The sequence below is a fragment of the Acinetobacter guerrae genome, assembly GCF_009372255.1.
In the GTDB taxonomy this organism is placed as follows: domain Bacteria; phylum Pseudomonadota; class Gammaproteobacteria; order Pseudomonadales; family Moraxellaceae; genus Acinetobacter; species Acinetobacter guerrae.
Map to the genome: position 1 here is coordinate 360817 of NZ_LXGN01000056.1, position 14258 is coordinate 375074.

The 14258-nt window shown below is 41.2% G+C and carries 13 protein-coding genes and 3 tRNA genes; 12 read left to right on the plus strand and 4 right to left on the minus strand.

All coding sequences use genetic code 11. The features are described 5' to 3' along the window. Nucleotides 1-230: 230 nt before the first annotated feature. From ppnP to A7A69_RS15015, 3 genes are all read left to right on the plus strand, one after another. Nucleotides 231-557, plus strand: a complete 327-nt coding sequence (gene ppnP, locus A7A69_RS15005) for a pyrimidine/purine nucleoside phosphorylase (protein ID WP_004991681.1) — start codon at nt 231-233, stop codon at nt 555-557. A gap of 119 nt (nt 558-676) precedes the next feature. After that, on the plus strand, nt 677-1426 hold the full coding sequence (gene rlmB / locus A7A69_RS15010) for a 23S rRNA (guanosine(2251)-2'-O)-methyltransferase RlmB (RefSeq protein WP_120370672.1): 750 nt from the start codon (nt 677-679) through the stop codon (nt 1424-1426). A gap of 40 nt (nt 1427-1466) precedes the next feature. Next, nucleotides 1467-2390 carry a DMT family transporter gene (locus tag A7A69_RS15015; RefSeq protein WP_152878405.1) on the plus strand — a complete coding sequence of 308 codons (924 nt, stop codon included), beginning with the start codon at nt 1467-1469 and terminating at the stop codon, nt 2388-2390. On the opposite strand, the gene coaE is transcribed toward A7A69_RS15015, so the two are convergent. Genes coaE through pilB form a run of 4 tightly spaced genes read right to left on the minus strand, consistent with a single transcriptional unit; the run spans nt 2372 to nt 6808 of the window. After that, nucleotides 2372-2965: a dephospho-CoA kinase gene (coaE, locus tag A7A69_RS15020; RefSeq protein ID WP_152878408.1), complete on the minus strand. Its 594-nt coding sequence runs from the start codon at nt 2963-2965 to the stop codon at nt 2372-2374. The genes A7A69_RS15015 and coaE overlap by 19 nt on opposite strands. Nucleotides 2966-2967: 2 nt before the next feature. Further along, nucleotides 2968-3828, minus strand: coding sequence for a prepilin peptidase (locus tag A7A69_RS16990; protein WP_152878410.1), 861 nt, complete (start codon nt 3826-3828; stop codon nt 2968-2970). Next, nucleotides 3828-5054, minus strand: coding sequence for a type II secretion system F family protein (locus tag A7A69_RS15030; RefSeq protein ID WP_151980486.1), 1227 nt, complete (start codon nt 5052-5054; stop codon nt 3828-3830). Before A7A69_RS15030 ends, A7A69_RS16990 begins: the two co-directional genes overlap by 1 nt. A 32-nt stretch (nt 5055-5086) precedes the next feature. Beyond that, entirely contained in the window at nt 5087-6808 is a 1722-nt protein-coding gene (gene pilB, locus A7A69_RS15035; protein WP_152878413.1) for a type IV-A pilus assembly ATPase PilB, read from the minus strand. A 334-nt stretch (nt 6809-7142) separates the two neighbouring features. On the opposite strand from pilB, the gene tpiA reads away from it, so the two are divergent. The 9 genes from tpiA to A7A69_RS15080 all read left to right on the plus strand — a co-directional run bounded on the left by tpiA (nt 7143) and on the right by A7A69_RS15080 (nt 14233). After that, nucleotides 7143-7940, plus strand: coding sequence for a triose-phosphate isomerase (gene tpiA, locus A7A69_RS15040; RefSeq protein WP_152878415.1), 798 nt, complete (start codon nt 7143-7145; stop codon nt 7938-7940). 9 nt (nt 7941-7949) lie between these two features. Then, on the plus strand, nt 7950-8279 hold the full coding sequence (secG, locus tag A7A69_RS15045) for a preprotein translocase subunit SecG (RefSeq protein WP_120370679.1): 330 nt from the start codon (nt 7950-7952) through the stop codon (nt 8277-8279). A gap of 56 nt (nt 8280-8335) precedes the next feature. After that, nucleotides 8336-8420, plus strand: a tRNA-Leu gene (locus A7A69_RS15050). 40 nt (nt 8421-8460) lie between these two features. After that, nucleotides 8461-8537 (plus strand) — tRNA-Met (locus A7A69_RS15055). Nucleotides 8538-8761: 224 nt separating this feature from the next. After that, a tRNA-Met gene (locus tag A7A69_RS15060) sits at nt 8762-8838 on the plus strand. Nucleotides 8839-9059: 221 nt separating this feature from the next. Then, the gene (rimP, locus tag A7A69_RS15065; protein ID WP_120370680.1) at nt 9060-9584 is read left to right on the plus strand and encodes a ribosome maturation factor RimP; all 525 of its coding nucleotides are present in this window, start codon (nt 9060-9062) and stop codon (nt 9582-9584) included. Between the two features lie 35 nt (nt 9585-9619). Next, the gene (gene nusA / locus A7A69_RS15070; RefSeq protein ID WP_120370681.1) at nt 9620-11104 is read left to right on the plus strand and encodes a transcription termination factor NusA; all 1485 of its coding nucleotides are present in this window, start codon (nt 9620-9622) and stop codon (nt 11102-11104) included. Between the two features lie 10 nt (nt 11105-11114). Beyond that, nucleotides 11115-13829, plus strand: a complete 2715-nt coding sequence (gene infB / locus A7A69_RS15075) for a translation initiation factor IF-2 (RefSeq protein WP_120370682.1) — start codon at nt 11115-11117, stop codon at nt 13827-13829. Continuing rightward, on the plus strand, nt 13829-14233 hold the full coding sequence (locus tag A7A69_RS15080; RefSeq protein ID WP_120370683.1) for a ribosome-binding factor A: 405 nt from the start codon (nt 13829-13831) through the stop codon (nt 14231-14233). The genes infB and A7A69_RS15080 overlap by 1 nt, the downstream gene beginning before the upstream one ends. The last annotated feature ends 25 nt before the right edge of the window (nt 14234-14258 follow it).

Genomic DNA, 14258 nt, shown 5'->3' on the forward strand with positions numbered 1-14258 from the left:
TCACTGTAAAATAATAAAAAAGAGTTTCTGTGTCATATTTTAAAATATTGAATGATAAAAATCAGATAAATCTGTGAGCATGGATGTTGATCAAAATTAAAATGACAAAGATATAAAACTTGCTTGGATAGCAGACTCTAGATAAAAGAGATTGATTAGTTATTTGCCCAGAATTAAACTACGTCAGTCATCACCCCTAATACAAATGCGGCGAAATTGGAGAGTTACGCATGAGTTCAGCTCAGTTTGATCATGTAACGGTAGTAAAAAAATCAAATGTTTATTTTGGCGGTTTGTGCATTAGCCATACGGTTCAATTCGAAGATGGAACAAAAAAGACACTGGGCGTAATTTTGCCAAGTGAACAAGCATTAACCTTTGAAACTCATGTACCAGAACGTATGGAAATTATTTCGGGTGAATGCCGTGTAAAAATTGCCGACAGTACAGAAAGCGAATTATTTCGTGCAGGGCAGTCATTTTATGTGCCAGGCAATAGCTTATTTAAAATTGAGACAGATGATGTGCTCGATTATGTTTGCCATTTAGAAGGTTAACCTGTTTGCCTTAAAATCGGTTAAACTAGCCGCATAGATGAGTAAATCAAGAAATCCTGTGAAGTTGGCTTTACGGGATTTTTATTTTGAGTTAAATAAAGTATATACAGAGGTCGGGCATGGCAAAACCAGAATATTATTATGGCGTACATTCGGTTGAATCATTGCTTGAGCTTGAGCCTGAACGCGTCTTGACGTTATTTACCTTAAAAGGGCGGGATGATCAACGCTTACAAAAGATTCTGGAGTTAGCTGAACCTTTTGGTATCAGTGTGCAAAAAGCCAGTCGTGATAGTTTAGAAAAATTGGCAGGCATGCCGTTTCATCAAGGCGTGGTGGCAGCCGTCCGTCCACATCCAAGTTTAAATGAAAAAGATCTGGATCAATTATTGCAAGCCACGCCAGATGCATTACTTTTAGCATTGGACCAAGTGACTGATCCACATAATTTGGGTGCATGTATTCGTACTGCCGCAGCAATGGGTGTACAAGCCGTTGTTGTACCGCGTGACCGCTCCGCTGGTTTAACGCCAACTGCTCGAAAAGTTGCGGCAGGTGGTGCAGAAAAGGTCAAATTTATTCAGGTGACAAATCTGGCGAGAACATTAGCACATGTCAAGGAACAGTTTTTCCTGCGCGTCATTGGGACTATGCTGGATGAAAAAGCCCTACCGATCCAGAAGTGTGATTTAACAGGTGGTGTGGTGATTGTGATGGGTGCAGAAGATACAGGACTGCGTCCTATTACTCAGTCACAATGTGATCAAACCGTTTATATTCCAATGAGCGGCAACCTGCAAAGTTTAAATGTGAGTGTAGCAACAGGTATGGCACTCTATGAAGCAAGTCGCCAACGTCATCCTGCATAGAATCATTTTAAGCTGATCTGATGTTTTAAAGAAGAACGCTATGTCTCCGCGAGCCCAAGGCTATGTTTTTATTGCCATTACAATGTGCATCTGGGGCGGTTTTACTATTTTCTCCCGTTTAAATGCACAATGGCATATCAGTGCATGGGACATTACCGCACTGCGTTTTGCCATTGCATTTGTAATTTTAATGCCGATTCTAGTGTATAAAAAAGATTTGGCTTTTTTATGGACAAAAGAGTCGGTGATTTTGGCTTTAATCGGTGGCGTCGGTTATTGTCTTACGGCTTATAGCGCCTTTCTTTATGCCCCTGCGGCACATGCAGCAATCTTTTTAAATGGCTGCATTCCTTTGTGTACTGCGCTTGCAGCTTATTTACTATTCAAACAACCTTTTGATCGGCACACATGGTGGAGTGTCGGGATTATGTTGACTGCAATTGCACTGATGAGCTATTTGATGTCACGGGATCAACAGTCTCATTTTGGTCTAGGCGATATTTTATTTGTGATGAGTGCAATCTGGTGGGGTATTTTTACTGTTTTATTGAAACAGTGGAAGCTTTCTGCATGGCATTCGATGGCGAGCGTCGCGATTTGGTCAGCAATCATTTATTTACCAATCTACCTACTATTTCTTCCTAAACATTATCATGAGGTTGAGCCATTACATTTAGCGATTCAAGGTTTATTTCATGGGGTTTTTGTGGTGATTGTTGCCACCATTACCTATGTGGCGGCGATTGAGCGTCTAGGTGCATTTAAAACAGGTAGTATCGTCACACTTGCACCTTTTATTGCCGCAGTGATTGCTGTGCCATTATTGGGTGAACCTTTAAGTCTTGCGATTGTATGTGGTCTTTTGGGGATGGGAATCGGTGCTTTACAACCGTGGCGTTGGCGTTTTAAAGATACATTAACGGTACAACTGGAACGCCAAAAGAATCAGGAACGTTCCAAATAGTTTTGATGTAGCTTTGAAAGCTGTTGATATAGATGATCTAGATGACCATCATTGATCACGATATCATCTGCGATATTGCGCTTTTGCTCACGTGGCATTTGTGCAGCAATAATTTTTTTAATTTGTTCTGAATCTTGACCATCACGTTGACTGGCTCGCTCGATCTGAATAGCTTCACTGGCATCGATTAGCAAAGTACGATCAGCAAGTTGATGTTGATCTGTTTCAAACAATAATGGCGAAACCAATATCACATAAGGGCTGGTCGCATTCTGTAATTGCTGAATAATAGATTGGCGAATAGCAGGGTGAGTCATTTGTTCTAATTGATGGCGTGCAGAAGGATTCTTAAAAATATGCTCTCTTAACGCTCGGCGATTTAGGCTACCATCAGGACTGAGTACCCAATCACCAAAGCTGTCATGGATTTTCTTTAACACTGGTTGCCCAATTTCAACCACTTCTCTGGCGACCACATCCGCATCCACCACAGTAATCCCTTGAGTTTCAAACCATTGACTGGCAGCGGACTTTCCACTACCAATGCCACCTGTTAAACCAAGTATGAAACTCATCATTAGCCTCCCAGATAAACTTTCATAATTTGCTCACCCCATAAAAAGGCGATCCATCCAGCAATTGCGATATAAGGACCAAAGGCAAAGGGCTGATTTTCTTTACGGATTTTGAGTAAAATAATCCCAATAATCGCACCGACCAGTGAAGAAAGTAGCACAATGAGTGGAAGCATCAAAGGTCCCATCCATGCGCCAAGTGCAGCGAGCAACTTAAAGTCGCCATAGCCCATCCCTTCTTTACCTGTGATGATTTTAAATAAATAATAGACAATCCACAGACATAAAAAACCAATCAGATAGCCCCAAATCGCGGCGGTTGGTGAGACATAAAGACCATAGCTATTAATCCCTAGCCCCAATGCTGCTAGCGGTAGAGTAAAACGATCGGGTAACAGTTGAGTATCAAAATCAATAAATGTCAGTGCAATAAGCACCCAAGTTAAAATCAGACCAAACAGCATTTGAAAGCTCGGGCCAAAGACAGCCACGATCATCAGTGAACATAGCATGGTGAGCAGTTCAATCAGGGGATAACGGATGCTAATGGGATTTTGACAATTGCCACATCTCCCTTTTAAAAATAGCCAACTTAACACTGGAATATTTTGATACCAACGAATACGGCTATGGCATTTGGGGCAGGTTGAAGGTGGTGAACTTAAGCTGAGTTTTGGTTGATCAATGATCGCTTGATCAGGATGTAATAACATCTGGCACTCAGTGTGCCAGTCCTGTTCCATCATTTTAGGCGTGCGATAAATCACAACATTTAAAAAACTACCAATGCACAAGCTAAAAATCCCAACTGCAAGATAAAGCGCAGTTGGGGTTTGGATAAAATAATTGATAATTTCGGACATTAAACCACTGAACCCATCTGGAAAATTGGAAGATACATAGCGATGACCAGACCACCAACCAGCACACCGAGAATAGCCATAATCAAGGGCTCCATCATGGAAGTCAGACCATCTACAGCATTATCGACTTCATTTTCATAGTGTGTAGCAACTTTATCTAGCATTGCATCTAGTGCGCCAGATTCTTCGCCAATGGCAACCATTTGAACAGCCATAGATGGAAATAAGTTAGATGTTTTCATGGCAAATTGTAATTGTTGTCCAGTGGCAACATCTTCACGAATCTTCATAACTGCATCTTCGTAAATCACATTATTGGTCGCACCAGCAGTTGATTTTAGAGCATCAATTAAAGGGACGCCGGCAGCAAAAGTCGTTGCAAGGGTGCGGCTATAACGTGCAATAATTGACTTGTATATTAAATCACCAAAAATTGGGAGTTTTAACGCTAATTTATCTAACGTATTACGAAATTTTTTACTTCGTTTCTTTGTTTCTAAGAAAATAGCAATAACTACACCAATTCCGATAATCATAATAAACCAGTAGGATTGCATCCATTTTGACATATTCACAACCATCTGAGTGAAAGCAGGAAGTTCTGCACCAAATGAACTGAATAAATCCTGAAATACGGGAACTACTTTAACCATTAAAATAATGGTTACAATCATTGCAACAACGATAACAGTAAGTGGATATTTCAGAGCTTTTTTAATCTTTTGTTTTAATAGTTCGCTTTTTTCCTTATAGATCGCAACTCGATCCAACATAGTTTCCAACGCACCAGATATTTCGCCCGATTCTACTAAAGAACAAAATAAAGGATCAAAATATTGGGGATATTTGCTTAAAGCATCTGCAAATGTACTCCCTCCTTCAACTTCTCGTTTTAAGCTGATAACTACGTCTCTCATAGCAGGATTTTCTAATCCTTCAGCAACGATTTCAAAGCTTAAAATTAATGGGACACCAGCTTTCATCATGGTCGCGAGTTGGCGGGTAAAAATCGTAATATCTAGTGTGGAAACTCTTTTTTTAAGAAGCCCTTCTAGAATATTCTTACGTTTTTGACGAATCGTTTTAATGGTGATGCCTTGCTTGCGCAAAGTTACTTTTGCTAAAGCTATATTTCTTGCAGATAGCTCTCCTGTAATTTTTCCCCCTTTACGATCAACCCCTTCATAAGCAAAAGTTGGCATCATTTGTGTTTTTTGAATTGCCATAGTTTCATCCTTAATTTTTAGAATTTCATATTTTATTCATTAGTGACACGGTTGACTTCCTGTAAAGAAGTAATCCCTTGCATCACTTTTTTTAAACCTGATCGACGAAGACTATTAAACCCCAATTTTTCAGATGCATCAGCAATTTGTATTGCATTGCCATCTTCCATAATAATTCTCGAAATTTCAGGTGTAACTTTCATCACTTCATAAATCCCCACACGGCCTTTATATCCTTCTCGACATTCTGAGCAACCCACAGGTTGATAAATACGGAGTTTGGGATTGGATAGGTCTTGTTCAGTAAACCCCATCTCTATTAAGCTATTTTTGGGAATCTCAATAGGTTGTTTACATTTATTACAGAGGCGTCGAGCAAGACGCTGAGCAATTACCAAGTTGACAGATGTCGCAAGATTAAAAGAGGGAACCCCCATGTTACGTAAACGGGTTAAAGTTTCTGGAGCGCTGTTAGTATGCAGTGTGGACATTACCATGTGACCTGTTTGTGCAGCTTTAATTGCAATTTCAGCCGTTTCGAGGTCACGAATCTCACCCACCATAATAATGTCAGGATCTTGACGTAAAAATGACTTTAATGCTGCAGCAAAAGTCAGCCCAACTTTAGCGTTCACATTCACCTGATTAACCCCTTCAAGATTAATTTCTACGGGATCTTCGGCAGTAGAAATATTTGAACTCTCGGTGTTTAGAATGTTCAGTCCTGTGTATAAAGAGACCGTTTTACCCGAACCCGTAGGTCCTGTAATTAAAAGCATACCTTGTGGTTTATTTAAGGCCTCTAAAAATAATGCTTTCTGGTCTTCCTCATATCCAAGTGCATCGATACCCAATGTTGCACTAGATGCATCGAGGATACGTAACACTAATTTTTCACCATATAATGTAGGTAGTGAACTGACACGAAAATCGATAGATTTAAATTGTGACACTGGTAACTTTATACGACCATCTTGTGGTGAACGTCGTTCTGAAATATCCATCTTAGCCATAATTTTTAGACGGACAGTGAGCCTTGGTGCTAGGACTAAAGGTGGAAAGGAAATTGCGTGTAAAACACCATCGATTCGGTATCTAACACGATAAATCTTGGCATAAGGCTCAAAATGAAGATCAGATGCCCCCATTTTAATTGCATCATAAAGTAACTTATTCAAATATTTAACAACAATAGTGTCATCTTTTTCATGATCAGCGTTTATATCAAAGCTAAACTCACTTAGGATGTCGTCAGTATTTTCGTTATCTTCGTTATGTAGGTTATTGAGAAATTCAAGTTGAGCATTTGTGCCATAAGTTTCCTCGAGTGCGCGTTCCAATTTGTCATGTTCAACAATGACAAGTTCTAGTTTTTTCTTACTGTTAAATCTAATGGTATCTAAATCTTGAGTAAGAGAGGGATCTACAACAGCGACATATAACGTATGGTCTTTTACGCTTAGAGGTAAAATTTTATGCTTTGTGATTAATTTTTCATCGATAATACCATGAGGAATTAAAGAGAGATTAAATGTATTAAGATCAAATTGAGGTTCTTCATATTCAATTGAAATAGCTTCAGCAATAATTGATGGCTTTATATCAAAAGCTTCTACAAGATATTGGACAATAAATTTATTATTCTTATTTATTTCATAAAACATCCGATGGATCTGTTCTTTTGTCAGAAATCCAGTCGCTACTAAACGATCCAGGTAGGTTGGATATTTTGACTTTAGTTCGTCATCCGCCATCAGTTAACCCCAAAATTAAAAAGTATAAACATTATTAAAAAACTTTATTTAGAAATTATACGTATACTATTTTTATTAAACAATCTTCAGTTGGCAAATCTACGGTTGCTTTATTATCCATTTATAAGGTCATTTTGCTTAACATTTAACAGAAAATGTTATTTTCTATTAAATGGTTGGGGGTGGTGAAAGTAGGTTTAAATAATTATTTTTGAAATACGAGATTTGCAAAGAGCACTTCAACCAATGTGGTACTGATTAATTAAAGAAAACATTCTAAGTTTGTCTAAAATGCGTGTAGAATGTGCAGCATTTTCGATAAAAGGTTAGCAGTATGTCGGGTTCGACTATTATTCCTTGGGTAGTTGGCAATTGGAAAATGAACCCAATACAAGCTGATGCCACACAACTTATTCAACAATTTAAAACTTTATTGACGCAATCGACCATCGATTCTGATGCTTGTCATATCGGGATTGCACCTACATTGATTGCATTGGATCGTACACATCAGGCATTGAGTTCAGCCCCTTGTAAAGTTTATACCGTTGCTCAGGATGTTTCTCGTTTTGCAGGAACTGGCGCTTATACAGGTGAAACGAGTGCTGAGCTTTTGGTAGATAGCCAGATTCAACATGTATTGATTGGTCATTCAGAGCGTCGTGACCTGTTGGGTGATTCAGTTGAAATTTTGAAAGCTAAACTCCACAATGCACTTCAGGCTGGCATGACTATTATTTACTGTGTAGGTGAAAGCCTTGAACAACGTGAACAAGGCTTGGCTGAACAGGTGGTCTTACAACAAATCTGTGATATTGCCAGTGTTGTAAATGATGAGCAATGGTCGAAACAAATCGTGATTGCCTATGAGCCGATCTGGGCAATCGGTACTGGAAAAACAGCCTCACCGCAAGATGCTCAAGCCATGCATGCCAAAATTCGTGAAGGGTTATGCCAGATGACTGCACATGGCGCGCGTATTGCCTTGCTATATGGTGGTAGTGTTAAACCCGAGAATGCGGTAGAGTTGGCGGCTTGTCCAGATATTAATGGCGCGTTGGTCGGCGGCGCATCATTGAATGCACAATCGTTTTATCAAATTGCTCAGGCATTTGCCCAATCAAAACAATAGGAGTTCAGCATGCATACTTTTGTGCTGGTCGTACACATTATTCTCGCCATTTTGATTATTGCACTGGTGCTGGTTCAGCATGGTAAAGGTGCAGATGCAGGTGCATCATTCGGCGGTGGCGGTGCTGCAACCGTATTTGGTGCCTCAGGTTCAGGTAACTTCCTGACGCGGTTGACAGCTATCTGTACTGCGCTGTTTTTTATTACTAGTTTGACGCTGGCAGTTTTTGCCAAAAAACAAACAACAGATGCGTATAGCTTACAATCTGTACAAACCGCACCTAGTCAGCAACCAACTTCGCCTGAAACTTCACCAACTGCACCAAAAACGAGTGAATAATTAGAATTAACGCTTTCTTTTTGTGATTGAAGCGAATAGAATGCCTCCCACAAGCTGCGGTGGTGGTGGAATTGGTAGACACGCTACCTTGAGGTGGTAGTGCCTTCGGGCGTGGGGGTTCAAGTCCCCCCTTCCGCACCAACTTGATCCAGAAAGAAAGTTGGTGTTGCAGTGATGTTGATGCGGGATGGAGCAGTCTGGTAGCTCGTCGGGCTCATAACCCGAAGGTCGTTGGTTCAAATCCAGCTCCCGCTACCAAGTTTTAGGTAAATGTGAAAATAAAGCTTTAGTCTAACGACTTTTACTTTATAAAATCATTAAAGAGTTTTTTGAGAACTCAATACCTAGTACTACCAAGTTTTAAAAGTGTATTGATACCGATTTAGTTGATTTACACCTTTAATTGACTAAGGGCAACAACTTAGTCAGCAATTATTAAAATTGACTTTTTTTGATAGTTGTATATAATGTTTGCACGTTGATGCGGGATGGAGCAGTCTGGTAGCTCGTCGGGCTCATAACCCGAAGGTCGTTGGTTCAAATCCAGCTCCCGCTACCAAGTTTCTAAGAGGGCTCACAAATAGGTGGGCCTTTTTGCACAGTGAGCTATAGTTTTCTGTGTAAAATATAGGGGCGATTTAACGCCCTTTTTTATTGGCTATCGTGTAGCGGTGAAACAAGACATAAGATGTCGTAAAGGTGAAATAGTCGTGCTTCACTATATAGATTAGTCTGAATTGGCCATGAGCCGATTGAACCGCGCGAGAATGACGAGAGTAAATGAAGCTATCAAATAAAACTCAAGCACTGCATGATTTAATTGCACCCGCAGTGCAAGCTTGTAATGTTGATCTGTGGGGAATCGAATTTGTTCCTCAAGGTAAGCGTTCACTGTTGCGTATCTATATCGATAAAGCTATCGATGATAATGCTGAACCTGTCATGAATGAAGATGGTGAAGTTGAACAGGGGCGTGGTATTGGTGTGCAAGACTGTGTGCTTGTGACTCAACAAGTTGGCGCAATGTTAGATGTTCATGATCCGATTTCTGGCGAATATGCACTGGAAGTCTCATCTCCTGGTTGGGATCGTCCTTTTTTTCAACTTGAACAAATGCCAGAATATATTGGGCAGCAAGTTGCATTACGACTGATTACCGCAGTTGAAAATCGCCGTAAGTTCCAAGCAAAATTGCTCAGTGTCGACCTTGAAAATGAAATGATTCAGGTTGAAGTTGAAGGCAACCATGTGCTTGACATTGATAGTCATAATATTGATAAAGCAAACTTGATCTATCAGGACTAAATTCATTTAAATTTATAAGAATCTGTAGGTGACTTATGAGCCGTGAAATTCTTACCGTTGTAGAAACGGTTAGTAATGAAAAAGGTGTTAGTCGTGAAGCGATCTTCGAAGCATTAGAACAAGCACTGGTTGCTGCAACGAAGAAGAAATTTTACGAAGGAACACACTCTGAAGAAGCGCAGTTACGTGTTGAAATTGACCGTAAGACTGGCGATTATCGTACTTTCCGTCAATGGGAAGTCGTTGCTGATGAAGATCATGAAATGCCAGCGTGTCAGGATGCGATTTCTGATGTCGATCCTTCACAATGGTCAATTGGCGATATTCGCGAACTTGAGGTTGAATCTATCGAGTTTGGTCGTATCGCAGCGCAGATTGCCAAGCAAGTAATTGTACAGAAAATTCGTGAAGCTGAACGTGCTTTAGTTGCCGATGCTTATGAAGCCAAAGTGGGCGAATTGATCTATGGTGAAGTGAAAAAGCAAACCAAAGACGGTTTTATCATTGATTTGGGTGATAATGCAGAGGCTTATTTAGCACGTGAAGAAATGATTCCTAAAGAATTACTTCGTCCTAAACAGCGTATGAATGCGATTTTATATAATGTAAATCGTGAAGGTCGTGGTGCACAATTATTGTTGTCACGTGCTAAACCTGAAATGCTGATTGCCTTGATGAAAAAGGAAATTCCAGAAATTTCTGAAGAAATCATTGAGATTAAAGCAGCAGCACGTCAACCAGGTGTACGTGCCAAGATTGCAGTCAAAACCAACGATCATCGAATTGACCCAGTTGGTGCGTGTATTGGTATGCGTGGTACGCGTATTCAAGCCGTACAACAAGAACTTAATGGCGAGCGTATTGATGTTGTGGTGTGGTCAGATGATCCTGCACAATACATTGCGAGCGCTTTAGAACCTGCTGATGTATCAGGGATTGTACTGGATGAAGATGCACGCAGTGCAGACATTATCTTTGCAACCAATGATCAATTGGCACGTGCGATTGGTTCTCAGGGACAAAATGTGCGTTTGGCATCGGAATTAACGGGTTATAAACTCGACATGATGCTAGAAGATGAATATCGTGCACGTCAGCAAAATGAAGCACAGCAATATCTGGACATGTTTGTAGAGCGTCTTGATATTGAAGAAGATTTGGCGATGGCATTAGTGGAAATGGGCTTTACTTCACTTGAAGAAATTGCCTACGTACCAGCTGAAACTTTTGACGAAATTGAACTTGATGCTGATTTGGTTGAGTTACTACAAAGTCGTGCAAAAGAGGCAGCATTAACTGATGCATTAAAACAGCAGGAAAATATTCAGGAACCAAGTGCGGAACTTCTAGAAATGGAAGGGATGACTCAGGAGCTTGCTTATGCTCTTGCAGCGCGTGGTGTGATTACAGTCGATGATTTGGCCGATCAGGCAACCGACGATATCTCTGATATTGAAGGGCTTGGTGAAGATAAAGCGGGTCAGCTCATTATGAAAGCACGCGAATCATGGTTTAACTAAGGAGTAGCGTATGACAGACAAAACGATTCAAGACTTGGCTCAAACAGTTGGTCGTCCTGTCGACAAGCTTCTAGAACAGGTTCGTGAAGCAGGTCTACCACAGCGTAACGCAAATGACACAATTACCACTGAGCAGCAAGACACGCTTGTGAACCATTTGAAAAAGGTACACGGTCAAGATGCCAGTGGCGCAGGAAAAATCACGTTGAAACGTAAAACAACCAGTACGGCGAAAGTGGCCAGTACTTCAGGTAAGGCAAAAACGATTAACGTAGAAGTTCGTAAGAAACATACGTTTACCAAGCCTAATCCTGAGCAAATTGCGGCTGAAGCAAAAGCACGTGTTGAAGCTGAAGCAAAAGGTCGTACTGATGAAAAAGTAAACCAGCAAACGACCCAGCAACCTCGTGAAAAAGCTGAAAACAAAGCACAAGCAACATTAGACGCAATGCGCGCTGCTCAGAAGAAAGAAACAGTGAAAGCTGAGACTTCAACTACAGAAGTTGTGGTGAAGCGTCGTTCAACCAATAAGCCGATTAAGCCGATTGTTGTAAAACCAACAGAAACAGCTGAACAGAAAAAAGCACGTGAAGCTGAATCTGCAAAGTTGAAAGCAACTGAAGAAGCCGTTCGTCGTAAAGCAGCTGAAGAAGCGCAACAGCGTACACTTGAGCAAATGCGTCAAATGGCATCGAAATATTCAAATGACGATACTGGTGCGACCATTCGTGTGATTGATGATTCTCCATTGGCTGCTGGTCTTGTAGGTCAGGCTTATGAAGATTCCTTCAATCAGGAAGACCGTGAAATCAAACGTGGTGGCGCAACAACCAATCCACGTGCTGGTAAAAAAGGTGGTCGAGGTGGTGATGCACAAGCTGAGCAAAGCTTTAGCAAAAGCCATCATAAGCGCGGCTTAAAAACCAGTCAGGCGAATAAACACGGTTTTGAAAAACCTGTTAAAAAGCAAATTTATGATGTTGAGATTGGTGAGAAAATCGTTGTTGCTGATTTAGCACAAAAGATGGCGATTAAAGTTCGCGAAGTTATTAAGACGCTCATGAAAATGGGTGAGCTTGTGACTCAAAACCAAGCGATTGATCAAGATACTGCGGTACTCGTGGTCGAGGAAATGGGACATAACCCTGTTTTGGTTTCTGATACACAAGCCGAAGATAACTTACTTGTCGCTGCTGAAGAAGCACGTGGTGAGCAAACAACTCGTCCTCCAGTAGTCACAATCATGGGTCACGTTGACCATGGTAAGACTTCATTACTTGATCGTATCCGTCGCTCTAAAGTAGCAGCAGGCGAAGCGGGTGGTATTACTCAGCATATTGGTGCATATCACGTTGAGACTGATAAGGGAATTATTACTTTCCTTGATACGCCGGGACACGCAGCATTTACTGCGATGCGTTCACGTGGTGCTAAAGCAACGGATATCGTTGTATTGGTGGTTGCGGCTGATGATGGCGTGATGCCACAAACAGCAGAAGCAATTGACCATGCACGCGCTGCGGGTACGCCGATTATTGTTGCCATCAATAAGATGGATAAAGAATCGGCAGATCCAGACCGTGTATTGAATGAATTAACCACAAAACAGATCGTGCCTGAACAATGGGGCGGTGATGTTCCAGTTGCGATGGTTTCTGCACATTCTGGACAGGGCATTGATGAACTGCTTGACTTAATCTTGATCCAAGCTGAATTAATGGAATTGAAAGCATCAAGCGAAGGTGCTGCTCAGGGTGTCGTGATCGAAGCACGTGTTGATAAAGGTCGTGGTGCTGTCACTTCTATTCTGGTACAAAACGGTACGCTTAATATTGGTGATCTTGTTCTTGCGGGTTCATCTTATGGCCGTGTACGTGCCATGTCGGATGAAAATGGTCAACCAATTAAATCGGCAGGTCCATCAATTCCAGTCGAAATTTTAGGTTTACCAGATGCGCCAATGGCAGGTGATGAAGTTCTTGTTGTAAATGACGAGAAAAAAGCACGTGAAGTGGCAGATGCTCGTGCAGACCGTGAACGTCAAAAACGTATTGATCGCCAAAGTGCAATGCGTCTTGAAAACATTATGGCATCTATGGGCAAAAAAGATGTACCAGCAGTGAACGTTATCTTAAAAGCAGATGTTCGCGGTACGTTAGAAGCCTTGACTGTTGCTTTGGATGAGCTTTCAACTGACGAAGTTAAAGTACGCGTGATTAGTTCAGGTGTTGGTGCAATCACTGAGTCTGATGTAACACTGGCTGAATCTTCAGAAGCAGTTTTACTCGGATTTAACGTCCGTGCTGATACGACTGCGCGTCAGAAGAGCGATCAAGATGGTATCGATATTCGTTACTACAGCATCATTTATGAATTAATTGATGATGTGAAGAATGCCATGAGCGGTAAGCTTGCACCAGAACATCGCGAAACGATTCTGGGTGTGGCTCAGGTTCGTGAAGTATTCCGTTCAAGTAAGTTCGGTGCTGCTGCGGGCTGTATGGTGATGGAAGGTGTCATTCACCGTAATAAACCAATTCGCGTCCTTCGTGATGACGTGGTGGTATTCCAAGGTGAGCTTGAATCATTACGTCGTTATAAAGACGTGGTGGATGAAGTTCGTGCAGGTATGGAATGTGGCCTAGCGGTGAAAGGTTATAATGACATCAAAGCGCTCGATAAGATCGAAGTTTATGATGTACAAATGGTGAAACGGAGTCTTTAATGGCGGGTGGACAACGCTTGAAACGCATGGCGGATTCGGTACAACGTGAGTTGTCAGAGTTGATCCGTCAGGAGTTGAAAGATCCGCGTTTGGGTGGTCTAGTGACCATCTCTGCGGTGAAAGTTAGCGCAGACATGGGATACGCTGAGGTTTATGTCACAGTAATGGGGCGTGAGCTAGGTGATGAACAAAGTGAAGCCGCAAATAAAGAAACTTTAGATGTATTAAATAAAGCGTCTGGTTTTTTGCGTCACGAACTCAGTCGTCGTATCAAAACACGTATTACACCGCGCTTGCGTTTTCATTATGACAAGACAAATGCTTATGGCAACTATATGTTTGGTCTGATTGAGAAAGCAGTACAGGACTTACCTGATCATAAAAAAGAAGATGATTCTGAATAATAGATTTAGATAAAAAAATGCCACC